The sequence below is a fragment of the Pseudarthrobacter sp. fls2-241-R2A-127 genome (assembly GCF_030209355.1).
Lineage (GTDB): Bacteria > Actinomycetota > Actinomycetes > Actinomycetales > Micrococcaceae > Arthrobacter.
The window spans coordinates 1-25,896 of the sequence record NZ_JARVSF010000031.1 but is presented as its reverse complement, the minus strand read 5'-3'; the positions used below and the strand labels follow the sequence as shown (position 1 = coordinate 25,896).

Genomic DNA, 25,896 nt, shown 5'->3' with positions numbered 1-25,896 from the left:
AGTGCCTGATCGAGTGTTCACGACTGACGGATTGAACTCGTGACTCAAAGCCCAACCCTGAGCAGGCGCCGGGGGCATTCCGGTACCGCGCTGCCGCGCAAGTCGCGGCAGCGCGGGGCGGATGCCCGCGCCGGTTACACCTTCCTGCTGCCCTGGCTGCTGGGATTCATCGCCCTGACGGTGGGGCCGATGATCTCATCGCTGTATCTGTCCTTCACCAACTACAACCTGTTCGAACCGCCCAAGTGGATCGGGTTCGACAACTACGCCACCCTCTTCCAGGACGAACGCTTCCTGCAGTCCGTGGGGGTGACCCTGTCCTACGTGGTCTTCGGTACCCCGCTCAAGCTCGCCGCGGCACTGGCGGTGGCGATGCTGCTGAACAGCAAGCGCCGCGGCCAGGGCTTCTACCGGTCGGCGTTCTATGCCCCGTCCCTGATCGGGGCTTCGGTGTCCATCGCGATCGTCTGGAAAGCGATGTTCGGCGATTCCGGCCCGGTGGACCAGGGCCTGTCCTTCTTCGGAATCAACATCGGCGGCTGGGTGGGGAATCCGGCCATGACCATGCCCATGATGATCCTGCTGACCGTGTGGCAGTTCGGCGCCCCGATGGTGATCTTCCTGGCCGGCCTGAAGCAAATCCCGGGCGAGCTCTACGAGGCGGCCTCGATGGACGGGGCCGGTCCGGTCCGGAAATTCTTCAACATCACCTGGCCCATGCTCTCCCCGGTGATCTTCTTCAACCTGTTGATGGAAACCATCCACGCGTTCCAGATCTTCGCGTCGGCCTACATCATCTCCAACGGTGACGGCGGCCCCGCCGGCTCCACCCTCTTCTACACCCTCTACCTGTACCTGCGCGGCTTCAGCGACTTCCGGATGGGCTACGCCTCAGCCATGGCCTGGCTCCTGGTGATCGTGGTCGGCATCATCACGCTGATCTTCTTCCGCACCTCCAAGTCCTGGGTCCACTACAGCGGTGATGCAAAATGACGACAACGGCAACCCCCATCCAGCCGGCCCCGGGCGCCACCGCCCCGGCCTACAACCCGAAATCGGAATCCACCACCGCCAAACGCGCCAAGAGCGCCATCTTCCACGCCGCAGCGCTCGTGCTGACCTGCGTGGTGCTCTACCCGGCAGTGTGGATGGTCGCCTCCGCGTTCAAGCCCAACTCCGAAATCGGCGGCCAGAACACCTCGCTGTGGTCCAACAACTTCAGCTTTGACAACTTCGCCACCGCGATGGAAGGCATCGGCGGGGTCTCAACCCTGCAGTTCTTCACCAACTCGCTGATCCTGGCCATCGGCGCGGTCGTGGGCACCATCCTCTCCGCGAGTGTGTCCGCCTACGCGTTCGCCCGGATCAAATTCCCCGGCCGCAGCCTGTTCTTCGGCATGATGATCGCCACCCTGCTGCTGCCCTTCCACGTGGTGATCATCCCGCAGTACATCATCTTCCAGCAGCTCGGCCTGGTGGATACCTACGTTCCGCTGCTCATCGGCAAGTTCCTCGCCGGAGACGCGTTCTTCGTATTCCTTATGGTCCAGTTCATGCGCAACCTGCCGGCCGAACTTGACGAAGCAGCCCGGATCGACGGCGCAGGACACGTCCGGATCTTCACCTCCATCATGCTGCCCCTGATGAAACCGGCCCTGATCTCCACCTCGATCTTCTCCTTCATCTGGAGCTGGAACGACTTCCTGGGCCCATTGCTCTACCTGAACACCCCCGACAAGTACCCGCTGCCCCTGGCCCTGCGCCTGTTCGTGGACCAAACCCAATCCTCGGACTACGGCGCGATGATCGCCATGTCCGTCCTGGCCCTGCTCCCCGTGCTGATCTTCTTCCTGATCTTCCAGCGGTACATCGTCGAGGGCGTGTCCACCCAGGGCCTCAAAGGCTAACGGTCAACGGAGAGAAATATGAGCGCCATGGACAGCACCACACCCGCCTCCGGCCACGAGCCCATCCCGGTGAACCGGTTTGCCCTGTTCTCCGAAACCCTCCTGGCAGGACTGCTGGTGCTGGTGCTGTCCATCCCGCTGGTGACCATCCCGGCCGCCTACGCGGCCGGGACCGCCCACCTGGAACGGCACCTGGCCGGCAGGGATGATTCCGTCCGCGGACTCTGGAGCCTGTTCAAGGCTGCCCTGCCCGGCAGCTGGAAGCTGGGAATCGCTACGGCGGCAGCCGCCGTCGTGATTGTCCTGAACCTTTTGCTCGCCTGGGTGGGGCAACTGCCCGGCCGTGGTGTGGTGCTGCCCGCTACCCTGGCCCTGGCCGCCGGGGCGGCGATCCTGCTGCTGCGCACCGCCTCGGCCTGGACCGATACAACCGGCCAAGGCACCTCCGCCGTGGATTCCTGGCGTGCGGCCCTCCACGCCGGCCAGGCAATCTCGCCGCGTGACTGGACCGGTTCACTGCTGCTCGCAGCCGCCCTGTTCTGTGCCGTGGTGTTCGTCTGGATGCTCGCGGCGCTCTTCGTGGTGGTCCCCGGCACCCTGATCCTGGCCGCGGCTGCAGTAAAACTTCGCTCCGGCCGGCCCCGACGCTAGCTGTGCCGTTCCGCCGAGTCCGCACCGAACAAAGCGTCCGCCCCCGGCCCGGCCAGCCCCGCTGGTACCACCCGCTCAAGCACCACAACTACCGGCTGTTCCTGGGCATGCAGCTCGCCGGCAGCCTGGGCGTGTGGATGCAGCGCCTGGCCCAGGACTGGCTGGTGCTGCAGCTCACCGGAAGTCCAGCAGCGGTAGGGGCCGCCGTCGCCCTGCAGTTCCTGCCCATGCTGGTGGTGGGCCCGCTGGCGGGGCTGGTGGTGGATCTCTTCCCGAAGCGCCGGATCATGATGGCGTGCCAGTCCGTCATCGTGCTGCTGGCCGTTGGCCTTGCCGCGTGGGCGGCGAGCGGCACCCTGACCGTGTGGGTCGTCTACGCCGGCTGCATCGCCCTGGGCATCACCGCGGCGGTGGACCAGCCCACGCGGCAGGTCTTCGTCAACGAAGTGGTGGGCGACGCCGCGCTGCGGCCGGCCATCGGACTGAACAATGCGCTGTCCCAACTGGGTGGCATGGCCGGCCCGGCGTTGAGCGGGGTGCTCATCGCCCAGGCCGGTCCGGCGGCGGCTTTTGCCGCCAATGCGCTGATCGGCGTGGTTGTCCTGGGCCTCATCGCGGCCATCCGGACCAGCGACCTGCATCCTGGCCCGCGCGCCCAGAGCGGCCGGGGACAGTTGCTCGCCGGCCTCCACTACGTCCGGGAGCGGCCACGGCTGCTCCTCCTGATCCTGCTCGCCGGCCTCCTGGGTGCCTTCGGGATGAACGGGCCGGTGGTCCTGGCCGCGTTCGCCGCGCGCGTGTGGCACAACGGGGTGGAAGGCTTCGGCCTGTTCAACACCGTCAGCGCCGTCGGTGCCCTCGCCGGGGCGCTCCTGGCCGCCCGGCTTGGCACCATGGGCCGGAAAGGCATTGTTGCCGCGGCGGGCCTATTCGGCTTGTCCCAGCTGCTGGCCGCCCTCATGCCCACCCTTGGCCTCTTCACCGCCATGCTGGTGGTGGTGGGCATGATGACGCTGCTCTTCCTCACCAGCGCCGCCACGGCCGTCCAGCTTGAGGCAGGTCCCGCCATCCGTGGCCGCGTCATGGCCCTGTACCTGCCGCTCCTGCTGGGCGGACACGCGCTGGGCGGCCTCCTCGCAGGCTGGCTGACCGAACAGTTCGGGGTCCGGGAGGGCTTGGTGGTCACCGGCAGCCTGGGCATGCTGTCTGCCCTGGTCATCGGCTTCCTGCTCTGGCGGCACGGGCAGCGCACCCGGCCCGCAACGCCATCTACCGGGGCGTAAACGTCCAGGCACCCGTGTGCACACGGAAGTCCCTGGTGGCGCCGGCCGCGGCGCCGGCCGGGGTGGAATTTACGACGGCGGCATCCGCAGTGGGCCCCTTGACCCCGTATGTGCCGGCGGGCAGCCGCACGGTGGCCGTGGTTCCCGGCGGAACCGTGCACTCCAGTTCCACCGAACCACCCCGCCGGCGCCAACCCGAGTGCACGTAGCCGTTGTCCACCGGAACACTGCCGCGGGCATGCTCCAACCGGCACAGGGGCGGCTCGATCACCACCGCGGTGCCGCCCGGGACCGCGTACCGGATGCCCAGCAGGTGCTCAAGGATCTCCTTGAGTACGGACGCGGACCAGGCGTGCGACTGGCTGTAATCGGTCCCCTCGGCCAGGTCCCAGGCCTCCCAGGTGAAGGTGGCTCCGCGGTCCAGGAGCTGTGCCCAACCCGGCTGGTCCTTGGCGGTGAGGAGGTCCAGGACGGCGTCCATGCGGCCCTGGTTCACCAAGGCCCGGACCAGCCGGTGTACCGTCATGGGGCCCTGACGCATGCCCATTCCTGCGATCCGGGCGGCATCCGGTCCCGCGTGGCCGGGGTCCGTGATGCCCAGGGACAGCGGGAAGGACGTGGCGTGCTGGGAAGCGTGGGAACTGGGTGTTCCGTCCTCGTGGAGCCCGTCCACCATCACCTCGCCAACGCGCAGGCGGGTGCGGATGGAACCGGCCAGCGCGCGGGCGGCCGTGGCGTAGCGGACGGCTGCGTCCTCGTCGCCGGCCGCGCTGCAGAGCCGCGCCGTTGACACCAGCGCCGAGTAGGCCTGGGCGTTGACGGTGGTCTTGGCCGCGCACTCCATGTCATAGCCGAACCGGCCCGGTGCGGGCCAGTCGACGATGCCGTGCAGGTAGGGACCGGAGCCGCCGCCCAGCCTGGTGACCAGCCCCGCCGTCGGGCCTTCCGCGGGAATGTACCGCAGTGCGTAGTCAGCCGTGTCGCACAGGTGGGGGAGCAGTTCGCGGACCAAGGCCAGGTCTCCGGAGCGCAGGTGGTACTCCTCCGCCCACTCGGGCAGCATCAGGGAGAAATCCGGAATGTCACGCTTGCCGTCGCCATTGGGATAGACGGCGTTGTACCGGCCCTTGTCCGCCCCGGTGTGCCAGTAGCGGCGGGCTGACCAGGCGAATTCCCGCAGCGCCTGTGCCGTGTAGGCGTGTTCGCCGAAGAGCGCCATGGTGGCGTAGGAAATATTGGCGGCGTCGGCAAGGAACTGGCCTTTTTCCCGCGTGGGCGTGTCCACGAACTGTTCCTGGACACCGTAGAGCGCAGAGTCGCGCAGCAGCCCCACCACGGCGTCCAGGGTGGGGTCGGAGCTGTTGAAGCTGCCCTCGCCGGGGTGCCGGCCGTAGACGGTCGCGGCACCAACGCGGGACACGTCCGCGGCCGCGACGCCCGGCAGTTCAAGGTAGCGGAAGCCCAGGTGCACCGTGGCCCGGAATTGCTGGGGTCCGCCCGTCTGGGTGTACGGGAAGGACATGTCCGTGTTCTGGCTGGCGGTCTTCCCTGCGTCCACCCTTCCGTCCGGGCGGAGGACGTAGCCCGCGCGGAGCATGACCGTGCGCCCCGGAACGCCGGCAAGGAAGTCCACCTCGGGCCGCGCCGGGATGACCCGGCCGAAGTCCGCCACCAACGTGCCGTCCTCCGCGGCCAGGAACTGCCGGAGCGCCACGAACTCACCGGCCAGGAACGTCCGGCGGGCGTGCAGCCGCGGAAAGTCCGACGACGGGTGCCGGCCACGGCTGACGGCGGCCGGAAAGCCTTCGGCGATGTCCAGGGACGCCGCGGCCTCGCCATCAAAGTGCTCCACGGGGTCGCCCTCGTCATTGCGGTAGCCCGATTGGCGGTACGGCGCCTCGCCGGCAATCCAGCCAGGGCCGGAGGCAAGGACGTCGCGCCGTCCGTCGTCGTAGTCAACACTCAGCCGGACCATCAGGCCGGGAACGCCTGCGGCGCGGCCCTGGCCTGGACCGTACCAGTGGAGGAGCGCGGTCACCGGCACGGGCGTACCCGCCGGATGTGCCGCCAGGACCGCGGTGACGTCGGCGGCGTCGTAGTACCCCTCGCCGGGATAGCCGAACGACGTGGTGCTGAGGCAGGGGGTGCCGGCTACCGACACCTGCGCGTGGTGGTGGGCCGCCACGAAGAGCCTGGCCCGCCGGACCATCCCGTCCAGCGCCATGGTGCCCCGGAACAAGGTCCACTCGTCGGGCTGCCGGTGTCCGGTGGTGCGGTCCCACTGCGCCAGGAAGGCCAGCGCGTCTCCCTCGCCGGCATCATAGCGGTGGTCCAGCAGGACCTCCCGGGGCCGGCCGGGAATCGTTTCGACGATGCGGAGCCGGGCGTACTCCGCCTGGCTCCGGGGCCCCTGATGCAGGGCGGCTGTTCCGCCGCTGTCCGCGGAGGCCGGTTCTTCGACCGCCAGCAGTTCCTTTCCGCCCAGCGATACCCGGATGGTGTGCCGGTCGTCGCTGACGGCCAGGTCCTGCCATGATCCGGGATCCGGTTGCCGGCCTCCTGCGGGGGCGGCGCTGCCCAGTACCTGGGAATCCGGAGCGGCGGGGGAGGGGATCTCCCAGGGGGGCGTGCGGCGGAGCACCACGTCTCCGGTTGCCCCCAGTTCGAGCAGCAGGCCGGTCCCCGGCCCGTTGCTCCGCAGGATGATGCCGGCCTTGCCCATGACGGGCCGGAGCCGGGCCTCGATCCGGACGTTGCGGGGCACGGGGCACGGAATCGGCAGGAAAGGGGAGCCGGCCACGCGGAGGGCGTGGTGGTGGATTTCCAGCGGGGCGCGTCCGCCAGGTGCCCGGCTGATCCAGTGGGCCTGCCAGGAGGCATCCGTGAGGCCGGTGCTGAAAGGCTGTGGGGAAGACCATGGGCCCGGGTTGCCGGCCGCGTCAAGGATGCGGACGCGCCAGGCGAAGTCGGAGTCGTCCGGCAGTGCGGGACCGCCATAGGGAACGCCGCGCTGGGACGCGGAAGCCACCTCCCCTGAACCCCATACCAGCGTGCCCCGGGTGTCCCGGACTTCAAGCTCATAGCCGGTCTGCCGTGCCAGGGCGGGATCGTCGCCGTCGGCCTGGCCCAGCTGCCAGCTGAAGCCGGGGGCCGGCGAAGCGGTCAGGCAGGGGGACAGTCCGTCCGTCAGGAGGGTGGAGGCGTGGAGGTGCCCGGCGCCCGGGTCCAGGCCGCCCATCAGGAGGCTGGTATATCGAAGGTGGCCGGGGCGGAGGCGGCCCAGGGGAGTCCCAGTTCGCTGAAGGTGGCGTGCTGGCGGCCGGCGCGTTCCAGCGCGTCCTCGATGCCTGCCACGACGGCGTGGGCTGAGTCGCCGTCGCCTTCCCACCGGACGTGGGCGGGGTCGATGGGGGAGGGCGGCGGCGCCGTCCGGATGGCTTCCAGTACCAGCATGAACGCTCCGCTGTCCTGCAGGCTGCTGGTGAGCGGTACGCCCGTGGCGCGGTGGGCCAGCAGGTTCTCGGTGAGGTCGTCGCGGCCGTATGTCTGCTCGGTGCGGCCGGCCGCGGTTTCAACGCTGAGCCGGTCCTCGGTGTAGTGGAACACGGCGGTGCCTGCCGAGCCCTGGAGGGTCACGTAGGGCTCAACGGACTCGGTCGCGCAGATGGTCAGGGCACAGGTGATGGGGAGGCCCCGCGTGGTGCGGATCCGGATCACGGAGGTGTCATCCGATTCGATGTCATTGGCCCGGTACAGCTCGGTCTCCACGGAGGCCACGTCCGCGGTGGTACGCGCCCCGGCGATCCGGAGGGCGGTTGCCACGGCGTGGGCCAGCGGGTTGGTGGCGACGCCGTCCACTACGTCAACGCCGTTGATGCTGCGTTTTCCGGCCCAGCGGGAGCGTTTGTAGTAGGCCCGGTCCCGGACCCACCGGCCGGTGGCTGAGATGCCCTCCAGTGTTCCGATGGTTCCGGCGGCGAGCAGTTCTTCTATGGCCAGCAGGGCGTGCGAGCCGAGGCTTTGGAAGCCGACCTGGACTCCGTGGCCGGACGCCGCCGCGGCAGCGCACAGCCGGCTGAAATCGGCAAGGGACGCGACGGGAGGTTTTTCAAGGTAGAGCTCGGCGTCCGTGGCGAGGGCAGCCAGGGCCAGCGGGGCGTGCGTCTGGATGGGGGTGGCCACGATGACCAGGTCAAGGTCCGGGGCCGCCTGGAGGAGCTCGTCGAGCCCGGAGTGGATGGCAGCCGACGGCGGCACTGCACCGGGTGCCGGGGGCTGCGGATCGGCAACGGCAACCAGTTCGACGGCGCCTGCCGCCTGCAGCCGTTCCAGGTTCCGGAGGTGGTGGGTGCCAAAGCCGTGCACCCCCACCAGCGCGGCCCGCGCCGCAGGCTTCCTGGGGGTTCCGGCATCCTTGCCGGCGGCCTGCGTTGCCGTTCCCATGGTTCTCCATCCTGCCCGCCCGGGCACCAGCGCGTGGCGCCCGCAGAAATCCAGCAAGCGCTTTCCAGCTTTCAGTGTGCGGCATGGGGGCGTTGCCAGTCGAGCTATGTAACGATTCAAAATTTCACTTGACCCCAGCGCGGGTGCGGGTCTAGATTTTCGAGAAACCGATTACCAGCGTGATGCGGGACACTTTCCGCTTCGCCTCTGCAACGATGGAGAACAGAAGGGAGCCCTGCCATGCTGTCCGGGACCTTCAGTGCGCGGGCCTACGCATTCTTTGACACGCTCGCATGGATTGCGGGCCTGAACCTGCTGTGGATCGCCTTCACCCTGTTGGGCGGCGGCGTCTTTGGCGCCGGGCCGGCCACGGCAGCGGCGCAAATCCTGGTACGCAAGAGGTCCCGCGGGGAGGCGGCGCCCCTGGTGCGTGGATTTGCTGCCGGATACACCAGGAATTTTGGCCGGGCAAACATCCTTGCGCTGCCTGTCATGGCCGTATCCGTGGCGCTTGCCGTGAACTGGAACTATTTTTCAGCCGGCCATGGGCTCTTCCCGCAACTCATGGCGGCCGGCATCTTCGTTGCGGCGATCTTCCTGGCCGGAGCAGCCTGCTACGTCTTTCCCCTGTACGCCCGCTACGAACTGCCGCTCCTCCAGTATCTGCTGACGTCGTCGCGGTTTGCCGTGCGGCATCTCGCGGGAACAGTCATCCTGCTCTTTGTCTCCGCCGCCGCGGTGTACGCCAGCACCGCGCTCCCGGGCCTGATTCCATTCTTCAGCATCGGAGCCTGGCTCTTCCTGACCGGCTGGCTCTGTGACCGCTTCTTCACCGCGAATGACGAATCTGTGGCCCAAGCCCACGCGGCTGATCCAGACGGCCTGCCTGCGCTGCAGGGGGCGTCCACCGCCTGACCACCCTTCCGCCGGGTGTGGCTCCGCCATGCCCGGCCCAACTAATGAAACGTATCAATGCTGGCCTCAAGGCCCAATGAACCCCAATGAAGTGGGATAGGAAAAATATGATCCGCAGGAAACTTTCCCTGGCCGCCGCCGTCGTCACCGCCGCGGCCCTGTCCCTCACGGCCTGCAGCGGAGGTGACGCCCCGGCCGCCGACCTCACCTCGGTGTCCATCATGGCGCCCTTCCTCGAGGCGCAGCCGCCCGGCGCGGACGGCGCAGTGCAAAAGAAGCTGGAGGAGATCACCGGCAAGCAGGTAAAGATCAACTGGGCTCCCAACGCCTCCTACGAGGACAAGACCAATATCACCCTGGCGGGATCGGACATCCCGCAGGTCATGGTGATCCAGGGCAAGAGCCCCGGGTTCGTCAAGAACGCCCAGGCCGGCGCCTTCTGGGACCTCACCGGCAAGCTGGACAAGTACCCCAACCTCAAGACCACCTACCCGGACATCCAGCAGAACGCCAGCGTCAACGGCAAGGTCTACGGCATCTTCCGCGGCCGCGCCCCGATGCGGACCGCGGTCATGTTCCGGCAGGACTGGCTGGACAAACTTGGCCTGCAGCCGCCCAAGACCGTGGAGGACCTCTACAAGGTGGCCAAGGCGTTCACGGAGCAGGATCCGGACGGCAACGGCAAGAATGACACTTACGGGATCACCATCCCCAAGTGGGGCGCACTGGGAAGCAACAGCCCCTACGACGTCATCGAGGAATGGTTCGGGGCCGGCAACCGCTGGACCGAGCGGGACGGAAAGCTGGTACCCAGCTTCGAAACCGACGAGTTCCTCCAAGCGGACCGCTTCATCAAGAAGATGGTGGATGAGAAGCTCATTAACCCCGACTTCGCAACGTTCGACAGCACCAAATGGAATGAGCCGTTCTTCAACGGCAAGGGCGGCATCATCGTGGACGTCGATTCCCGGGTCAGCGTCCTCATCAACCTCTTCAAGCAGGCAGATCCCAACAACTTCCAGAACAAAGTGGGCTTCGTGGGCAACCTCGAGGGCCCCGACGGCAAGCTGCACGCCCACCCCACCGACGGCTACTCCGGCTTCCTGGCCGTCCCGAAAGCCAGTGTCCGGACGGAAGCCGAACTGGACAAGGTCCTGGAATTCCTGAACACCCTGAACGGCAAGGACGCCGGCATCCTCCTGAACAACGGCATTGAGGGCGTCAACTTTACGGTGGTGGACGGCAAGGCCGCGCCGGTCAAGCCGGAGACGGACGCCAGCAAGGCCGTCACCACAGACATCAAGAGCTACGCCCAGCTGGGCATGAACGTTGCCGGCAACCAGTTCTACCCGGTCAAGCAGCCCACCGACTACGAGCAGCAGGTCTTCGACAAGCGCACCGACGTGATGGCGGCCGACCTCAAGAGCGCCGTCTACAACCCGGCAGCGCCCTACGTTTCCGCCACCTACGTCGCCAAGGGAGCCCAGCTGGACAACATCGTGGCCGACGCCCGGATCAAATACCTGGCCGGCCAGATCGATGAGCAGGGGCTGAAGGACGCCATCAAGCTGTGGGACACCAGCGGCGGCGACAAGGTCAAGGAAGAGATCAACAAGCTCTGGCAGGACAACAAGTAAATGGCAGCCCCCGTCGTCGAGGCTGAGGCACGGGCGGCGAACCGGCCGCCCGTGCGGGAACGGAAGAACGGCAGGTTCTCCGTCCATTTCGCGCACTACAAGTGGCTGTACCTGCTGCTGCTGCCCGGCGTGGTGTACTTCGCGGTGTTCCGGTACGGCCCCATGTACGGCGTATCCATCGCGTTCAAGGATTACGTCCCGTTCCTGGGGGTGAACGGCAGCCCCTGGGTGGGAGTGCAGAACTTCACGGATTTCTTTGCCAACCCGGATTTTCCCCGGCTGTTGGGCAACACCCTGATCCTGGCTTTCCTGAACCTGGGCATCGCATTCCCGCTGACCATCGTCCTGGCGTTGCTGCTCAATGAGGTACGCCTGTCCGTGCTCAAGCGCACGGTCCAGACCCTGGTGTACATCCCGCACTTCCTGTCCTGGACCATCGTGGCGTCCTTGAGCTTCCTGCTGTTCGCCCTGGACATCGGCCCGCTGTTCCAGTTCCTGAACAACGTCATGGGCACGAACATCGATTTCCTGTCGGATCCGGCCTGGTTCCGGCCCCTGATCGTGCTGCAGGACATCTGGAAGAACACCGGCTGGGGCACCATCATCTTCCTGGCCGCCCTGGCCACGGTGGACCAGGACCAGTACGAGGCCGCAATCATCGACGGCGCCGGCCGGTTCCGCCGGGTCTGGCACATCACGCTTCCCGCGATCCGGTCCACCATCATCGTGATGCTGATCCTGGCCATCGGGCAGATGCTCAATACCGGCTTCGAACAGATCTACCTGATGACCAACGCCCTCAACCGCGAGGTGGCGGACGTCTTTGACACCTACGTCTACTTCGTGGGCATCACCCAGGGCGCCTACAGCTACTCCACGGCGGTGGGCCTGTTCAAATCCCTGGTAGGCATCGTGCTGATCTTCGGCACCAACTGGCTGGCCAAACGATTCAACCAGAGCGGACTGTTCTAGCCATGAAAATCCACAACACCCGCGGCGGCCGGGTTTTCGACGCCGTCAACTACGTGTTCCTCGCCCTGATCGGCATCATCACCCTGCTGCCGTTCGTCTACGTCTTCGCAGGGTCCTTCGCCACCGAAGCGGAGATCACCCGCCGGGCGTTCTTCGTCTGGCCTGAGCAGTTCACCCTGGGCTCCTACGAGTACATCTTCGCCACCCCGGCGTTCACCCGCGCCCTGGTCACCACCATCCTGGTCACCGCCGTGGGCACCCTGGTCCAGCTGGCCTTCACCGTGACCATGGCCTACCCGCTGGCCAAGAAGAGCCTGCGCGGCAGGAACGTCATCCTGTCGCTGGTGGTCTTCGCCATGGTGTTTTCCGGCGGCATGATCCCCACGTTCCTGCTGGTCAAGGACCTGGGCCTGCTCAACTCGTACTGGGCCCTGATCCTGCCGGCGGCCATCAACCCGTTCAGCCTGATCATCATCAAGAACTTCTTCCAGGAACTCCCTGCGGAACTTGAGGAATCTGCCAAGATGGACGGCGCCACCGAGATCGGGATCCTCTGGCGGATCCTGCTGCCGCTGTCCAAGCCGGTGCTGGCAACGTTTGCGCTGTTTTACGCGGTAGGGATCTGGAACGACTTCATGTCCCCGCTGCTGTACCTGAGCGACAACTCCAAGTGGACACTGCAGATGTACCTCCGCCAGGTCACTGCCGCTTCCGACCTCCTGGGCACCGGCAACGTTGACCCCAATTACATTCCGCCGGAGCAGGGCATCAAGTTCGCGGTGATCGTGGTGGCCACCCTGCCCATCCTCATCTTCTATCCGTTCCTGCAAAAGCACTTTGCCAAGGGCATGCTCATCGGCTCCGTCAAAGGCTGACCCCCTACTCGAGGAAGCACACCATGAAAATCCTGCTGGCCGGCGACTCCACCGTGGCCGACTGCCCGACCCAAGAGTTCCCCATGAGCGGCTGGGGAGCGCAGCTTCCGCCGCACACCTGCCGGTGGGGCTCGGTGCACAACTTCGCCAAAGGCGGGGCAAGCACCGAATCCTTCCGTGACGAGGGGCTCTGGGCGGACCTGTTGGCCCAAGCCGGGCCCGGCGACGCGGTGCTCATCCAGTTCGGCCACAACGACCAGAAGAAGCAGCACCTCGCCGCACGGACCGGCTACGCGGCCAACCTGCGCACCATGGTGGCAGAGGTGCTCGCCCTGGGAGCCGCTCCGGTACTTTGCACCTCCGTGGAGCGGCGGCACTTCCTGGCCTCGCCGTCGTCGGACGTCCTCGAAGAGTCCCTGGAGGACTATCCGGACGTGGTCCGCGAACTTGGGCTGGAACTGGGTGTCCCGGTGTTGGACCTCAACGCCTGGACCCGGGACCTGTACCTCCGGCTGGGCCCCGAGGGCTCACGAGCGCTCTTTTGCCACTTCGAGCCTGGCGATCACGCGCGCTGGCCCGACGGCCTGGCGGACAACACCCACTTTTCGCAGCAAGGAGCCATGCTGGTGGCAGGGGAGGTGGCCCGGCAGTTGGGCCGCTTGGGGTACGGTGCGCTGGAGCCTGTATTAAGTACGACGACGGGACAGGGCTAGATGGGTGTCCCCGGCCTGGCAACGGGCATCCTCTACAGCAACCCGCTGGCAGGACCTGGCGATGTTGCCGGCTGGGTGGCGGAGGGGCCGGTGGGCATGGGAAACCATAAAGAGGCCCTGGAACTGTCCGGCGCCGTGGATGACCGGGAGTTCGGCGACCATGCACACTGGACCTTCTGGTGCCCCGAGGAGTTCCCCGACGGCATCCGCATCAGCTGGGACTTCCTGCCCCTCGCCGAACCCGGCTTGGCCATGCTGTTCTTCGCCGCCGCCGGCCAGGGCGGCCGGGACCTCTTCAGTGCTGCCCTCGTACCCCGCACCGGGTACTATCCGCAGTACCACTCGGGGGACATCGATACCTTGCACGTCTCGTACTTCCGGCACAAATACCAGTCCGAGCGCGCGTTCCGCACCTGCAACCTGCGTAAGAGCGCAGGGTTCGAACTGGTGGCCCAGGGCGCGGACCCGCTGCCGCCTGCTGAAGACGCCACGGATTTCTACCGGTTGGAGGTGGTGAAAGACGGCCCACGGGTGGCGTTTTCCATCAACGGCCTGCAGCTTTTTGCCTGGCGCGATCCATCGGAGAACGTGCTTGGCGGCGGTCGCATCGGCTTCCGCCAGATGGCCCCGCTGCGGGCTGCCTACCGAAACCTGGTGGTGGAGAAGGTTTAGGTCGCTTCCGCACTGGGGCAAGATAGGAGGCGTACATCTGCCCACTGGAGGGAGGCGGGACATGGAACCCGTATTGGTCGACGGCGGCAAGGGAACCGTGGAACTGGGCCCGGACGGCATCATCCACCTCGTCTGGGAATCAAAGGTCCGGATTGAAGCCGAGGACGCGAAGGCTGCCATGGCTGCCGTGAACCGCATAGCCGGTGACGGCACCTATCCCATGCTGGTGGATATGGCCACCACCGAGAACGTCAGCATCCAGGCGCGCTCGGTCTTCTCCATTCCCTGTGCGGCCAACCGCATTGCCCTGCTGGGATCAAGCCCGGTGGACCGGATCATCGCCAATTTCTTCCTGGGCGTCCATATCCCGCCCTGCCCCACCCGCTTCTTTACGTCGCGGGATGAGTCCATGAAGTGGCTGCTGCAGGCGGGAAAGTAGCGGCTCAGCCGGCTGCGGCTGTGCTTTGCCTGACCACCAGCTCGGGCGTGAACACGACCGCCCGGTGTACCGGGTTTTGGGATTCCACTTCCTCGGACAACAGCTCGATGGCGGTCCGCCCCAGCAGCTCGGTGGGCTGGCGGATGGAGGAGAGCGGCACCACTGCGGAGGCCGCAAAATCGATGTCGTCGTAACCAATCAAGGCCACATCCTCCGGAATGCGGAAGGTGTGCGTCATGGTGAGGGACTGCATGACGCCCAGGGCCAGGAGGTCGTTGGCGCAGAAGATGCCGTCCGGCAGCTCCGCGCGGCCCCGCTGCACCAGCATGTCGCCCACTCCTCGGCCGGCAAGGACTGTCTGCCCGTCCGAGTCCAGCACTTCCAGGGTGGCGTCCGGTTCCTCCTTGACGGCCCGCCGGGCCCCCTCGAGGCGGTCCGCCACCTGACGGATGGAGGCGGGGCCGCCCACGAAAGCCAGCCTGCGGCGGCCGGTATCGAGCAGGTGCTTCGCCGCGAGGTACCCGCCGGCGTCGTCATCCACTGCCACGGAACTGAACTTGGATTCGTCAGCCAGTCGGTCCACCAGGACGGTGGGTACGCCGCGCTCGCGGAGGAGGTCCAGCCGGTCCGTGACATCGCCCACGGGGGAAATCAGCAGGCCTTGGACGCGCTGCTCCTGGAAGAGATCGATGTAATTCGCTTCCCGGCCGGCGTCGTGGCCGCTGTCCCCGAGCAGAACGGCGCTTCCCTGGAGGGCGGCTGCGTCTTCCGCCGAGCGGACCACTGAAGTGAAGAAGGGGTTGCCCACGTCAAGGACGATGAGGCCGATGGTGCGGCTGTGGCCAATCCGGAGCTGGCGGGCGGCATCATTGCGGACAAAGCCCAGCTCGTCGATGGCCCGCAGGACCCGTTCCTTGGTCCGTTCCGACACCCGGTCCGGGTAATTCAGGACGTTCGAGACCGTTCCCACGGCCACGCTCGCGTGGGTGGCGACGTCCTTGATACTGGCTGTCCGGTTCATCGAATCTCCGTGCTGGTCTGTCCGCGGCAGGGGTGTTCCGCGCGGGCGATCAAAAGTTTTTGCCATTGCTTGACACCTGCTCCGGTTCAACTGTACTTTGAATCGTAACAATGAAACGATTCAAAAAATCGCGAGTTTGAACAGGGGTACCAATGAGGGTTTGTTTCCGTTCCTCGGTCCAGCCGGCGCTCATCGATGAATACCGGCGCCGGCACGCGGCGGTGTGGCCGGAGATGCTGCTCGCCCTCAAAGAGGCCGGCTGGCACAACTATTCCCTGTTCCTGGCGGAGGACGGGCTCCTGGTGGGGTACGTGGAGTGTGACAACTTTGACGCCGTCCGCGCCCGGATGGCCCTGACGGACGTCAACGCCCGCTGGCAGGCAGAAATGGCGGCACTCTTTGAAGACTCCGGCCAGGCTCCCGATGAGGGGTTCCAGGTGCTGGAGGAAGTCTTCAACCTCGACAACCAATTGGCGGCCCTGCCCGCCGCAGGCTGACTGCCCGCAAAACGTCCGCAATACCAGAAACCAGCAGTACAGCTCCAGCAGCGGGGCATCAGACCATACGAACCAGACACCGGAAAGAACATCATGAACGACGTAGCAACGGCGCTGGGCAGGCTGGAAGAGCTTGCCATCGAGGTCCCTTCGTGGGCCTATGGGAATTCGGGTACGCGGTTCAAGGTGTTCGGCACGCCCGGCACGCCGCGCACGGTCCAGGAAAAACTGGCGGATGCCGCGAAGGTCCACGAGCTGACAGGCCTGGCGCCCACGGTGGCGCTGCATATTCCGTGGGACAAGGTGGACGATTACGCGGCACTGAAGGACTACGCGGCAGGCTTGGGCGTGGGGCTGGGGACCATCAACTCCAATACCTTCCAGGATGACGAGTTCAAGTTCGGTTCCCTGACCTCCTCCAACGAGTCGGTCCGGCGCCGGGCCATCGACCACCACCTGGACTGCATCGACATCATGCACGCTACCGGGTCACGTGACCTGAAGATCTGGCTGGCGGACGGCACCAACTACCCGGGCCAGGACGACATCCGCGGCCGCCAGGACCGGCTGGCCGAATCCTTGCAGGAGATCTATGCCGCCCTGGGGGATGAGCAGCGGCTGGTGCTGGAATACAAGTTCTTCGAACCGGCTTTCTACCACACCGATGTTCCGGACTGGGGCACCTCCTACGCCCAGACGCTGGCTTTGGGGGAGAAGGCGTTCGTCTGCCTGGACACCGGCCACCATGCGCCCGGGACCAATATCGAGTTCATCGTGATGCAGCTGCTTCGCCTGGGCAAGCTGGGATCCTTCGATTTCAACTCGCGCTTCTATGCCGACGACGACCTGATCGTGGGTGCCGCCGATCCGTTCCAGCTCTTCCGGATCATGCACGAGGTGATCCGTGGCGGCGGCTTCGGCAAGGACTCCGGCGTGGCCCTCATGCTGGACCAGTGCCACAACCTGGAAGAGAAGATCCCGGGACAGATCCGCTCGGTCCTGAACGTCCAGGAAATGACGGCACGCGCCCTGCTGATCGACACCGCGGCCCTCACCGAGGCCCAGCGCGCCGGGAACGTCCTGGCCGCCAACGGCATCTTCAACGATGCGTTCTACACCGACGTCCGGCCCCTCCTGGCCGAATGGCGTGAATCCCGCGGCCTGCCCGCGGACCCGATGGCCGCCTACAAGGCCAGCGGCTACCAGAAACAGATCAACGAGGACCGCGCAGGCGGCCAGCAAGCCGGATGGGGCGCATAAAGGGCATGAACATGCAGAACGCAGCCAAGACTGTTGAAGACCTGATTTCCCGTTCCAACCGCCTGGGCGCGGACAAACGGAACACCAACTTCGCCGGCGGCAACACCTCGGCCAAGGGCACGGACAAGGACCCGGTCACGGGCGAGGACGTCCAGCTGCTGTGGGTCAAGGGCTCCGGCGGTGACCTGGGCACGCTGAAGGCACAGAACCTCGCCGTCCTCCGGCTGGACCGGCTGAATGCGTTGAAGAACGTCTACCCGGGTGTTGAGCGCGAAGACGAGATGGTGGCCGCGTTCGACTACTGCCTGCATGGCAAGGGCGGCGCCGCCCCCTCGATCGACACTGCCATGCACGGCCTGGTGGACGCCGCGCACGTGGACCACCTGCACCCGGACTCCGGCATCGCCATCGCCACCGCTGCGGACGGAGAAGCCCTGACCACCAAGATCTTCGGTGACAAGGTGGTGTGGGTGCCCTGGCGCCGTCCCGGTTTCCAGCTCGGCCTGGACATCGCCGCCATCAAGGACGCCAACCCGCAGGCCATCGGCACCATCCTGGGCGGCCACGGCATCACCGCCTGGGGCGCCACCAGCGACGAAGCCGAAGCCAACTCCCTCTGGATCATCGACCAGGCCGAAAAATACATCAAGGACAACGGCACGGCCCAGCCCTTCGGCGCCAAGCTGCCCGGATATGCAGCCTTGCCGGAGGCGGAGCGCCGTGCCAAGGCCGCCGCCCTGGCACCCGTGATCCGCGGCCTCGCTTCCACGGACAAGCCGGTCCTGGGGCACTTCAGCGACGACGCCGTCGTCCTGGACTTCCTCGAAGCCGCCGAGCACCCGAGGCTGGGCGCCCTGGGGACCTCCTGCCCGGACCACTTCCTGCGCACCAAGGTCAAACCGCTGATCCTGGACCTTCCGGCAGACGCCTCGATTGAGGACTCCATCTCCCGGCTCCAGGAGCTCCACGCCGACTACCGCGAGGACTACCAGGCCTACTACGACCGGCACAAGGAAGCGGACAGCCCGGCGCTGCGCGGCGCTGACCCGGCCATCGTGCTGGTCCCCGGCGTGGGGATGTTCTCCTATGGTGCGAACAAGCAGACCGCCCGGGTCGCCGGCGAGTTCTACATCAACGCCATCAACGTGATGCGCGGCGCCGAGGCCATCTCCACCTACGCGCCGATCGAGGAATCCGAGAAGTTCCGGATCGAGTACTGGGCGCTGGAGGAAGCCAAGCTCGCCCGGATGCCCAAGCCCAAGTCGCACGCCACCCGCATTGCCCTGGTGACCGGTGCGGCCTCCGGCATCGGCAAGGCCATCGCCACCCGCCTCGCCGCGGAAGGCGCCTGCGTGGTCATCGCCGACCTCAACCTTGAGAACGCCCAAAAGGTAGCCGAGGAACTCGGCGGCCCGGATGTCGCCGTCGGCGTCCAGGCCGACGTCACCGACGAAGCCCAGGTCGCCGCGGCGATCGACGCCGCCGTGCTGGCCTTCGGCGGCGTGGACCTGGTGGTCAACAACGCCGGCCTGTCCATTTCCAAGCCACTGCTGGAAACCACCGAGAAGGACTGGGACCTGCAGCACAACGTCATGGCCAAGGGTTCCTTCCTGGTGGCCAAGGCCGCCGCGAAGGTCATGATCGCCCAGGGCATGGGTGGGGACATCATCTACATCTCCTCGAAGAACTCCGTGTTCGCAGGCCCCAACAACATCGCCTACTCCGCCACCAAGGCAGACCAGGCCCACCAGGTGCGGCTGCTCGCCGCGGAACTGGGCGAGCACGGCATCCGCGTCAACGGCATCAACCCGGACGGCGTGGTCCGCGGCTCCGGGATCTTCGCCGGCGGCTGGGGCGCCAAACGCGCCGCCGTCTACGGCGTGGACGAGGAGAAGCTGGGCGAGTACTACGCCCAGCGCACCCTGCTCAAGCGCGAAGTCCTGCCCGAGCACGTGGCCAACGCCGCCGCCGTCCTCACCAGCAATGAACTGTCCCACACCACCGGCCTGCACATCCCCGTGGACGCCGGAGTGGCCGCAGCCTTCCTGCGATGAGCGGGGACGTTTCAACAGTCGGCGGCGCCGTGTTTGCCGCCGTGGACATCGGCGCCTCCTCCGGCCGGGTCATTCTGGGCCGCGTCGCTCCCGGCGCGGGGGTGTCGCTGGAGACCGTCCACCGGTTTCCCAACGGCGTGGTGGAGATCGACGGCGGCCTCCGCTGGGACTTCGACTCCTTGTTTGCCGAAGTCCTTGCGGGACTCAAGGCAGCTGCCACGGTGGCCGCCGTCCAGGGCGAAAGGATCGCCAGCATTGGGATCGACACCTGGGCCGTGGACTACGGCCTGGTCACCAAGGCCGGTCGATTGGTGGCGCAGCCGTTCAGCTACCGCGACGACCGAAGCCGGGCCGCGGTGGCCCCGGTCCACGCCAAGCTGGACCCCGCGCGCCTCTATGCCACCACGGGGCTGCAGTTCCTGCAGTTCAACACGATCTACCAGCTGGCCGCGGAACAGGACCTGGACGGGCTGCAAGCACTGCTGATCCCGGACCTGATCGCCTTCCTGCTCACGGGCGTCCGCCGGACCGAAGCCACCAATGCCTCCACCACCGGGTTGTTCGACGCCGTGGCAGGGGAGTGGGCCACCGAGTTCTTTGCTCCCCTGGGCCTGCGGAAGGACCTGTTCCCGCCGCTGATCCAGCCGGGCGAAACCGTCGGCACGCTGCTGCCGGAGATCGCAGCAGCTGCGGGCCTGCCACAGGAAACGAAGGTAGTGGCCGTCGGCTCGCACGACACCGCCTCCGCCGTCGCCGCTGTCCCCGCAAACAAGGAAGACTTCGCCTACATCTCCTCCGGCACGTGGTCGCTGGTGGGACTGGAGCTCACGCACCCTGTCCTCACCGAGGCCAGCCGCGAAGCCAACTTCACCAACGAACGCGGCGTGGACGGCACCATCCGGTACCTGCGCAACATGGGTGGGCTCTGGCTGCTCAGCGAATGCCAGCGCACCTGGGCCGGTGAGGGTTTCCGCCCGGAACTGACCGCGCTGCTCGAGGCCGCTGCGGCGCTTCCCCCGGGTGGTCCGCAAGTGAACCCCGACGACCCCTACTTCATCGCCCCCGACAACATGCCCGAGCGCATCCGGGCGGCAGCACGGCGCACCGGCGAGGTCCTGCCAGACGATCCCGCGGCCATCACACGCTGCATCATGGACAGCCTCGCCGCCGGCTACGCCCGGACCCTCACCGCCGCAGAACGCCTCGCCGGCCGTGCGGTGGACGTGGTGCACGTGGTGGGCGGCGGTTCGCAAAACGCCCTGCTCTGCCAGCTCACCGCCGACGCCACCGGACACCCCGTCATCGCCGGCCCGGTGGAAGCAACCGCCCTGGGCAATGTCCTGGTCCAGGCCCGGGCAGCCGGGGCGGCACCGGGCGGGCTGCGGCAGTTGAGCAGCATCATTGGGGCCGCGGGCAGCCTTCGCCGCTACGAGCCCTCGGACCTTCCCGTGAACGCTTCCAGGAATTGAACCCATGCAAATCGCACTTTCCGCCGCGTGAAGTAGGCTGCAACCAGGCCGCCAAACGCCACTGACAGAACGGACTTTCGATGCCCCTCTTCGACCTCCCCCTGGCCCAACTGCGCAGCTACTCTTCAGACGTCACGCCGCCGGAGGACCTGGGGGCGTTTTGGGACGCCACCCTCGAAGAAGCCAGGGCCTTCCCGCTGAATGCAACCTTCGAACCGGTGGAGAACCACCTGACGGTGATCGACACTTTCGACGTCACGTTTTCCGGCTTCGGCGGGGCGCCGGTCAAGGGCTGGCTGCACCTGCCCGCCGCCCGCGAGGACGGCACCAGGCTGCCCGTGGTGGTCAACTATGTGGGCTATTCCGGCGGCCGCGGCCTGGTTAACCAGGACACCCGCTGGGCCCAGGCGGGCTATGCGCACTTCATCATGGACACCCGGGGCCAGGGCTACGGCGGCCTGGTCGGCGACACCCCGGACCCGCACCCCTCCGCCGGGGACGTGGCCCACGCGGGCCTGATGACCAGGGGCCTCGCAAGCCGCGAGGACTACTACTACCGCCGCGTCTACGTGGACGCCTTCCGCGCCGTGGAGGCAGCCCAGTCACATCCCGGCGTCGACCCCGCCAAAGTGGTGCTCGCCGGCGTCAGCCAGGGCGGCGGCATCGTGGTGGCCACGGCAGGCCTCACCGCCGGACGGCTCGACGGCGTCATCGCCGCGCTGCCCGACGTCCCCTTCCTGCAGGACTTCCCCCGCGCCATCGACATCACCCCGCGGGGCCCCTACCCGGAGATCGCCCAGTTCCTGGCGCGCCACCGGGACCGGTACCAGCCCGCGCTCGATGTCCTGAACTACTTCGACGGCGTCAACCTGGCCCGGTACGCCACTGCGCCGGCGCTGTACTCGGTGGCGCAGATGGACGATATCTGCCCGCCGTCCACGGTCTTCGCCAGCTTCAACGCCTACGGCTCCGGGACATCGGGGGCATCTTCCACCGGGGCCACCAAGGAGATCGAGGTTTACCGGTTCAACAACCATGAAGGCGGCCAGGAACACCACTGGATCCGTCAGCTGCAATATCTGCGCAAGCTCCTGGGGTAGGCAGGCGACGGAATGTGACGGACGCTGATTTTGCTGCGGCGGCCGGCCGGGCTTATGGTCTTTGCCATGACTAACCGTTGGTATGCGTATTTTTCGTTGGCTCTGGAGGGGCCCGCGTCTAACTGACACGCATCCAGCATTCCTTCAGAGCCAACAGGGCAGAGATTATTCTCTGCCCTTCGCCGTTTCTCCGGCGGGTTCTGAAATCCGGGCCCGCTTCCCATCTGGAACAGGACCCGAACATGAGCACCGCAACAGCAGCAGCCCCCAACGCCGGCAGCACATCCACCTCAAACCTGCGCGTCAGCGAATTCACCGCGCTGCCCACCCCTTCCGAACTCCTCGCCGAGCTGCCCCTGGACGCCCGGGCGGCTGACGTCGTCGAACGCGGCCGCGACCAGGTCCGCGCCATCATGGACGGCGTGGATGACCGGCTGCTGGTGATCGTTGGGCCCTGCTCCATCCACGATCCCAAGGCCGGGCTGGAATACGCCCGCCGGCTGGTCAGCCAGGCGGAAAAGCACAAGGAAGACCTGCTGGTGGTCATGCGGACCTACTTCGAAAAGCCCCGCACCACTGTGGGCTGGAAGGGCCTGATCAACGATCCCCGCCTGGACGGCAGCCACGACATGGTGACCGGCCTGCGAACCGCCAGGCAGTTCCTGCAGCAGGTGACCGCGCTGGGACTGCCCACCGCCACGGAATTCCTGGAACCGATCAGCCCCCAGTACATGGCCGACCTGATCTCCTGGGGCGCCATCGGTGCCCGCACCACCGAAAGTCAGATCCACCGGCAGCTGGCCTCCGGCCTCTCCATGCCCATCGGCTTCAAGAACGGGACCGACGGCGCCCTGCAGGTGGCGGTCGACGCGTGCGGCGCCGCGGCGGCGGCCCAGGCCTTCCTGGGGATCGACGGCGACGGCCGGGCTGCGCTGGTGGCAACGGCCGGGAACCCGGACACCCACGTGATCCTCCGTGGCGGCCGCAAGGGCCCCAACTACTCAGCCGCCGACGTCGAACAGGCGTCCGGGGAGCTGGCCGGTAAGGGCCTGAACCCGCGCCTGGTGGTTGACGCCAGCCACGCCAACAGCGGCAAGAGCCACCACCGCCAGGCCGAGGTGGCGCTGGAGATCGGTGCCCAGCTGGAAGACGGTGGCGCCGCTGCGCAGGCCATCGCCGGGGTCATGCTGGAGAGCTTCCTGGTGGGCGGTGCGCAAAACCTGGACGTTGAGGAGCATGCGGCCGGCCGGTCCGCACTGGTGTACGGCCAGAGCGTCACCGACGCCTGCATGGACTGGGACGTTTCCGCCTCAGTGCTGGAGCAGCTCGCGGCCTCGGCACGGAAGCGCCGGCAGGCGAAATAGTGCCTTTACCTACTTTCACATCTGCCACATGAACATCTAGAGTATCTTTTTAGGTGATTGGTGGATGGCTCAGCATCGGAACACCGCATTGGCACGTACCTGGGGTCATGTTGTCCATCCGTCAGCAAAGGAAAATAGGGAAATGTCGGCAGAACAGAACTTCTCCAACGCGAAGTTCCTGACCGTGGCTGAAGTGGCCGAGGTCATGCGCGTCTCCAAAATGACTGTTTACCGGCTGGTCCACTCCGGCGAAATGCCGGCAGTGCGGTTCGGCCGCTCCTACCGGGTACCTGAGAATGCCGTGGAGCAGTACCTCAAGGGTGCTGTGGTGGACGGTCACACCGAGACAGCCTAAGTCAGCTTGTCCCAAGCCGCCCCCGATAGGCGGTACCCTGTTAAGGAACGTTTTACGTCATTGTAAGAATCTGTCAGTTGTTCAGTTCGTAGCTCTGTCCACGGACCATTTCCATCAGACAGGTACTGCATCTAGTTTGTAAGGAACTTTCGTGGGTTCAGTTATCAAGAAGCGTCGCAAGCGTATGGCCAAGAAGAAGCACCGCAAGCTGCTTCGCAAGACCCGTCACCAGCGCCGCAACAAGAAGTAGCAATACTTCGAACAGCGTGGAGAACGCCCGTCGCCTGCAAAGGTGGCGGGCGTTTTTTCGTGCGCAGGAGTGGATGGTGCGGTGACGTACCGATCCCGGGAAGCTAGGCGCGCGGGCCGCGGATCCGGGCGAAACCCTTCCACAGCCCGTAGATGGCGCCGCCGAAGGTTGCCACTTTGAGTCCGAAAGTGGCGGCGCGCCGGCCGGCGCGGAAATCGTAGACCGGCCAGTTGCGGTCGCGGGCGTGCCGGCGGAGCTTCGCGTCGGGGTTGATCGCCACCGGGTGGCCCACCAATGACAGCAGTGGAACGTCGTTGTAGGAGTCGCTGTACGCCCAGCAGCGCTTCAGGTCCAGGTCCTCCTCGTCGGCGATGGCCTGGACGGCCACGGCTTTGGCCGAGCCGTGCAGGATATCGCCCACCAGCCGGCCGGTGTACATCCCGTCGGAGACCTCCCCTACGGTCCCGCGGGCGCCGGTCAGGCCAAGGCGGGTGGAGATGACGGTGGCAACTTCGATGGGCGTGGCCGTCACCAGCCAGACCCGGCGGCCTACGCGGAGATGCTGCTCGGCCAGCGCCTTGGCGCCCGGCCAGATCCGCGAGGCGATCATCTCGTCATAGACCTCTTCGCCCAGGGCCTTGATGTCGTCGACGCTGATGCCCACTGCCAGGTTCAGGGCCGAGTCCCGGACGGCGTGGACATCATCCATGTTTTCACCGCGGGCCACGAACTTGAACTGTTTCCAGGCCATGCCGGCCGCCTGCCTCAGGGTGAATGCTCCCCGCTGGTGCATCTTCCGCGCCACGTGGAAAAGGCTGGCCCCGCGCATCAAGGTGTTGTCCACGTCGAAAAACGCCGCCTCACCGGGCTGCGGCGCAGCAACCGGCCGTGTGACGACGGCGACGTATTTCTCCTCGGGCATGGACTTGAGTCTAGTCAATCCACCCGCTGGCCGCCGTCGGCGTCACCCGCACGGCGCGAACGGCGATACCGTTAAGCCATGGCTACCCCCCGCGTCGTCCTGGTCACCAAAGCTGACTGCCACCTTTGCGAAGAGGCGCGCGACGCCGTCGGCCGGGTCACTGCCTCGTTGGGCCTTACCTGGAGCGAAGAGTCGGTGGACAACCAGCCCGACCTGCGCGAACGCTACGCGGAGGAAATCCCGGTGGTCCTGGTGGACGGGGTGCAGCGCGACTTTTGGAAGATTGACGAATCCCGGCTGGAACGCGTGTTGCAGCGCGCCATGGCCCGGTAGGGGGAGGCCAATGACGTCCTTGGAACCAACGTCCCAGCCTGTCCCGGACCTTCCGGGCGCCACCGGGACGCCCGCCAAACAGATCCCGCCCGCGGCGGTGGCCCGGCTGACGCTGTACCTCCGTGCCCTGAACACCTTGCTGGGCGAGGGAGTGGAGCGGGTCTCTTCCGAATCACTGGCGGAGGCCTCCGGCGTCAGTTCCTCAACCCTGCGCAAGGACCTGTCCCATGTCGGGTCATACGGCACCAGGGGAGTGGGCTACGAAGTGCAGTACCTCAGCCGCCACATCGCAGCTGCCCTGGGCCTCACGCACGACTGGAAGGTGGCCATCGTTGGCGCCGGAAACCTGGGTAAGGCTCTGGCCCGGTACGGCGGCTTCGAATCCCGCGGGTTCGACGTCGTCGCAATCTTCGATGCCGACCAGATGGTGGTGGGCAACGAGGTGGGCTGGCTGCGGGTCAGTGACGTGGCGGATCTTGAAACCGTCCTGCACCGCACCGGGGCCAACATGGTGGTGCTGGCGCTCCCGGCGGCGGTGGCCCAAGGCATCTGCGACCGCGTGGTGGCCGCCGGGGTGCACAGCGTACTGAGCTTTGCACCCGTGATGCTGCAGGTCCCGGAAGGTGTGAACCTCCGCAAGGTGGACATGGCCACCGAACTCCAGATCCTTGCCTACCACGCCCAGCGGGCACAGGCTCCAGGCCAGACCGCCTAGGTGTTCTTCCCACGGAGATTGTGAGCGTGGCCTGAAGTAAAAAGGCGAG

25 protein-coding genes are annotated in these 25,896 nt (G+C 66.5%); 21 read left to right on the top strand and 4 right to left on the bottom strand.

Translation table 11 applies throughout. From position 1 onward, the window contains the following. Positions 1-39: 39 nt before the first annotated feature. The 4 genes from QRN53_RS17880 to QRN53_RS17865 are packed head-to-tail and all read left to right on the top strand — an operon-like array spanning position 40 to position 3,841. Complete coding sequence (locus QRN53_RS17880) at positions 40-993, top strand: carbohydrate ABC transporter permease (RefSeq protein WP_285245153.1); 954 nt, start codon at positions 40-42, stop codon at positions 991-993. Beyond that, on the top strand, positions 990-1,907 hold the full coding sequence (locus QRN53_RS17875) for a carbohydrate ABC transporter permease (protein WP_285245152.1): 918 nt from the start codon (positions 990-992) through the stop codon (positions 1,905-1,907). Before QRN53_RS17880 ends, QRN53_RS17875 begins: the two co-directional genes overlap by 4 nt. Positions 1,908-1,925: 18 nt before the next feature. Further along, positions 1,926-2,558: a Poxvirus protein I5 gene (locus QRN53_RS17870; protein WP_285245151.1), complete on the top strand. Its 633-nt coding sequence runs from the start codon at positions 1,926-1,928 to the stop codon at positions 2,556-2,558. A 2-nt stretch (positions 2,559-2,560) separates the two neighbouring features. Continuing rightward, entirely contained in the window at positions 2,561-3,841 is a 1,281-nt protein-coding gene (locus QRN53_RS17865; protein ID WP_285245150.1) for an MFS transporter, read from the top strand. Here the strand turns inward: QRN53_RS17865 and QRN53_RS17860 are convergent. Beyond that, on the bottom strand, positions 3,828-7,079 hold the full coding sequence (locus tag QRN53_RS17860; protein ID WP_285245149.1) for a family 78 glycoside hydrolase catalytic domain: 3,252 nt from the start codon (positions 7,077-7,079) through the stop codon (positions 3,828-3,830). The genes QRN53_RS17865 and QRN53_RS17860 overlap by 14 nt on opposite strands. Continuing rightward, a complete protein-coding gene (locus QRN53_RS21855) occupies positions 7,079-8,284 on the bottom strand; it encodes a Gfo/Idh/MocA family protein (protein ID WP_285245148.1) in 1,206 nt (401 codons plus the stop codon). The genes QRN53_RS17860 and QRN53_RS21855 overlap by 1 nt, the downstream gene beginning before the upstream one ends. A gap of 240 nt (positions 8,285-8,524) precedes the next feature. Between QRN53_RS21855 and QRN53_RS17850 the strand changes: the two genes are divergently transcribed. The 7 genes from QRN53_RS17850 to QRN53_RS17820 all read left to right on the top strand — a co-directional run bounded on the left by QRN53_RS17850 (position 8,525) and on the right by QRN53_RS17820 (position 14,507). Continuing rightward, entirely contained in the window at positions 8,525-9,199 is a 675-nt protein-coding gene (locus QRN53_RS17850; RefSeq protein ID WP_285245147.1) for a YesL family protein, read from the top strand. A 107-nt stretch (positions 9,200-9,306) separates the two neighbouring features. Then, a complete protein-coding gene (locus QRN53_RS17845) occupies positions 9,307-10,836 on the top strand; it encodes an extracellular solute-binding protein (protein ID WP_285245146.1) in 1,530 nt (509 codons plus the stop codon). Continuing rightward, positions 10,837-11,808, top strand: coding sequence for an ABC transporter permease (locus tag QRN53_RS17840; RefSeq protein ID WP_285245145.1), 972 nt, complete (start codon positions 10,837-10,839; stop codon positions 11,806-11,808). 2 nt (positions 11,809-11,810) lie between these two features. Continuing rightward, a complete protein-coding gene (locus QRN53_RS17835; protein ID WP_285245144.1) occupies positions 11,811-12,683 on the top strand; it encodes a carbohydrate ABC transporter permease in 873 nt (290 codons plus the stop codon). Positions 12,684-12,706: 23 nt separating this feature from the next. After that, complete coding sequence (locus tag QRN53_RS17830; protein ID WP_285245143.1) at positions 12,707-13,396, top strand: rhamnogalacturonan acetylesterase; 690 nt, start codon at positions 12,707-12,709, stop codon at positions 13,394-13,396. Continuing rightward, on the top strand, positions 13,397-14,068 hold the full coding sequence (locus QRN53_RS17825; RefSeq protein ID WP_285245142.1) for a DUF1961 family protein: 672 nt from the start codon (positions 13,397-13,399) through the stop codon (positions 14,066-14,068). Positions 14,069-14,129: 61 nt separating this feature from the next. Beyond that, complete coding sequence (locus QRN53_RS17820) at positions 14,130-14,507, top strand: DUF7793 family protein (RefSeq protein ID WP_285245141.1); 378 nt, start codon at positions 14,130-14,132, stop codon at positions 14,505-14,507. Between the two features lie 4 nt (positions 14,508-14,511). Here the strand turns inward: QRN53_RS17820 and QRN53_RS17815 are convergent, their stop codons facing one another. Next, positions 14,512-15,528 (bottom strand): LacI family DNA-binding transcriptional regulator, encoded by a 1,017-nt coding sequence (locus QRN53_RS17815; protein WP_285245140.1) that lies wholly within the window; start codon positions 15,526-15,528, stop codon positions 14,512-14,514. 152 nt (positions 15,529-15,680) lie between these two features. Here QRN53_RS17815 and QRN53_RS17810 point away from each other — a divergent pair, with 152 nt between their 5' ends. From QRN53_RS17810 to QRN53_RS17775, 8 genes are all read left to right on the top strand, one after another. Further along, positions 15,681-16,025: an L-rhamnose mutarotase gene (locus QRN53_RS17810; RefSeq protein ID WP_285245139.1), complete on the top strand. Its 345-nt coding sequence runs from the start codon at positions 15,681-15,683 to the stop codon at positions 16,023-16,025. Positions 16,026-16,118: 93 nt separating this feature from the next. Continuing rightward, positions 16,119-17,285 carry an L-rhamnose isomerase gene (rhaI, locus tag QRN53_RS17805; RefSeq protein ID WP_285245138.1) on the top strand — a complete coding sequence of 389 codons (1,167 nt, stop codon included), beginning with the start codon at positions 16,119-16,121 and terminating at the stop codon, positions 17,283-17,285. Positions 17,286-17,296: 11 nt separating this feature from the next. Beyond that, the gene (locus tag QRN53_RS17800) at positions 17,297-19,339 is read left to right on the top strand and encodes a bifunctional aldolase/short-chain dehydrogenase (protein ID WP_285245137.1); all 2,043 of its coding nucleotides are present in this window, start codon (positions 17,297-17,299) and stop codon (positions 19,337-19,339) included. Further along, a complete protein-coding gene (locus QRN53_RS17795; protein ID WP_285245136.1) occupies positions 19,336-20,808 on the top strand; it encodes a rhamnulokinase in 1,473 nt (490 codons plus the stop codon). The genes QRN53_RS17800 and QRN53_RS17795 overlap by 4 nt, the downstream gene beginning before the upstream one ends. Positions 20,809-20,888: 80 nt before the next feature. Further along, positions 20,889-21,908 (top strand): acetylxylan esterase, encoded by a 1,020-nt coding sequence (locus QRN53_RS17790; RefSeq protein WP_285245135.1) that lies wholly within the window; start codon positions 20,889-20,891, stop codon positions 21,906-21,908. A gap of 242 nt (positions 21,909-22,150) precedes the next feature. Further along, the gene (locus QRN53_RS17785) at positions 22,151-23,272 is read left to right on the top strand and encodes a 3-deoxy-7-phosphoheptulonate synthase (RefSeq protein ID WP_285245134.1); all 1,122 of its coding nucleotides are present in this window, start codon (positions 22,151-22,153) and stop codon (positions 23,270-23,272) included. Positions 23,273-23,414: 142 nt separating this feature from the next. Continuing rightward, complete coding sequence (locus QRN53_RS17780) at positions 23,415-23,627, top strand: helix-turn-helix domain-containing protein (RefSeq protein WP_043452394.1); 213 nt, start codon at positions 23,415-23,417, stop codon at positions 23,625-23,627. Between the two features lie 151 nt (positions 23,628-23,778). After that, positions 23,779-23,877, top strand: a complete 99-nt coding sequence (locus QRN53_RS17775) for a 30S ribosomal protein bS22 (RefSeq protein ID WP_003792170.1) — start codon at positions 23,779-23,781, stop codon at positions 23,875-23,877. A gap of 103 nt (positions 23,878-23,980) precedes the next feature. Here QRN53_RS17775 and QRN53_RS17770 read toward each other — a convergent pair whose 3' ends face one another. Continuing rightward, entirely contained in the window at positions 23,981-24,799 is an 819-nt protein-coding gene (locus QRN53_RS17770; RefSeq protein ID WP_285245133.1) for an HAD family hydrolase, read from the bottom strand. 78 nt (positions 24,800-24,877) lie between these two features. On the opposite strand from QRN53_RS17770, the gene QRN53_RS17765 reads away from it, so the two are divergent. Beyond that, complete coding sequence (locus tag QRN53_RS17765) at positions 24,878-25,132, top strand: glutaredoxin family protein (protein WP_285245132.1); 255 nt, start codon at positions 24,878-24,880, stop codon at positions 25,130-25,132. A gap of 10 nt (positions 25,133-25,142) precedes the next feature. After that, complete coding sequence (locus QRN53_RS17760) at positions 25,143-25,847, top strand: redox-sensing transcriptional repressor Rex (protein WP_285245131.1); 705 nt, start codon at positions 25,143-25,145, stop codon at positions 25,845-25,847. Positions 25,848-25,896 lie beyond the last annotated feature (49 nt).

Bases quoted from the DNA above. Each gene is read 5' to 3' on its own strand.
- QRN53_RS17845 (WP_285245146.1), top strand. From the start codon at position 9,307: ATGATCCGCAGGAAACTTTCCCTGGCCGCCGCCGTCGTCACCGCCGCG.
- QRN53_RS21855 (WP_285245148.1), bottom strand. From the start codon at position 8,284: ATGGGAACGGCAACGCAGGCCGCCGGCAAGGATGCCGGAACCCCCAGG.
- QRN53_RS17790 (WP_285245135.1), top strand. From the start codon at position 20,889: ATGCCCCTCTTCGACCTCCCCCTGGCCCAACTGCGCAGCTACTCTTCA.
- QRN53_RS17825 (WP_285245142.1), top strand. From the start codon at position 13,397: ATGGGTGTCCCCGGCCTGGCAACGGGCATCCTCTACAGCAACCCGCTG.
- QRN53_RS17815 (WP_285245140.1), bottom strand. From the start codon at position 15,528: ATGAACCGGACAGCCAGTATCAAGGACGTCGCCACCCACGCGAGCGTG.
- QRN53_RS17770 (WP_285245133.1), bottom strand. From the start codon at position 24,799: ATGCCCGAGGAGAAATACGTCGCCGTCGTCACACGGCCGGTTGCTGCG.
- QRN53_RS17810 (WP_285245139.1), top strand. From the start codon at position 15,681: ATGAGGGTTTGTTTCCGTTCCTCGGTCCAGCCGGCGCTCATCGATGAA.
- QRN53_RS17765 (WP_285245132.1), top strand. From the start codon at position 24,878: ATGGCTACCCCCCGCGTCGTCCTGGTCACCAAAGCTGACTGCCACCTT.
- QRN53_RS17870 (WP_285245151.1), top strand. From the start codon at position 1,926: ATGAGCGCCATGGACAGCACCACACCCGCCTCCGGCCACGAGCCCATC.
- QRN53_RS17860 (WP_285245149.1), bottom strand. From the start codon at position 7,079: ATGGGCGGCCTGGACCCGGGCGCCGGGCACCTCCACGCCTCCACCCTC.
- QRN53_RS17875 (WP_285245152.1), top strand. From the start codon at position 990: ATGACGACAACGGCAACCCCCATCCAGCCGGCCCCGGGCGCCACCGCC.
- QRN53_RS17850 (WP_285245147.1), top strand. From the start codon at position 8,525: ATGCTGTCCGGGACCTTCAGTGCGCGGGCCTACGCATTCTTTGACACG.
- QRN53_RS17820 (WP_285245141.1), top strand. From the start codon at position 14,130: ATGGAACCCGTATTGGTCGACGGCGGCAAGGGAACCGTGGAACTGGGC.
- QRN53_RS17780 (WP_043452394.1), top strand. From the start codon at position 23,415: ATGTCGGCAGAACAGAACTTCTCCAACGCGAAGTTCCTGACCGTGGCT.
- QRN53_RS17785 (WP_285245134.1), top strand. From the start codon at position 22,151: ATGAGCACCGCAACAGCAGCAGCCCCCAACGCCGGCAGCACATCCACC.
- rhaI (WP_285245138.1), top strand. From the start codon at position 16,119: ATGAACGACGTAGCAACGGCGCTGGGCAGGCTGGAAGAGCTTGCCATC.
- QRN53_RS17800 (WP_285245137.1), top strand. From the start codon at position 17,297: ATGCAGAACGCAGCCAAGACTGTTGAAGACCTGATTTCCCGTTCCAAC.
- QRN53_RS17840 (WP_285245145.1), top strand. From the start codon at position 10,837: ATGGCAGCCCCCGTCGTCGAGGCTGAGGCACGGGCGGCGAACCGGCCG.
- QRN53_RS17795 (WP_285245136.1), top strand. From the start codon at position 19,336: ATGAGCGGGGACGTTTCAACAGTCGGCGGCGCCGTGTTTGCCGCCGTG.
- QRN53_RS17830 (WP_285245143.1), top strand. From the start codon at position 12,707: ATGAAAATCCTGCTGGCCGGCGACTCCACCGTGGCCGACTGCCCGACC.
- QRN53_RS17760 (WP_285245131.1), top strand. From the start codon at position 25,143: ATGACGTCCTTGGAACCAACGTCCCAGCCTGTCCCGGACCTTCCGGGC.
- QRN53_RS17835 (WP_285245144.1), top strand. From the start codon at position 11,811: ATGAAAATCCACAACACCCGCGGCGGCCGGGTTTTCGACGCCGTCAAC.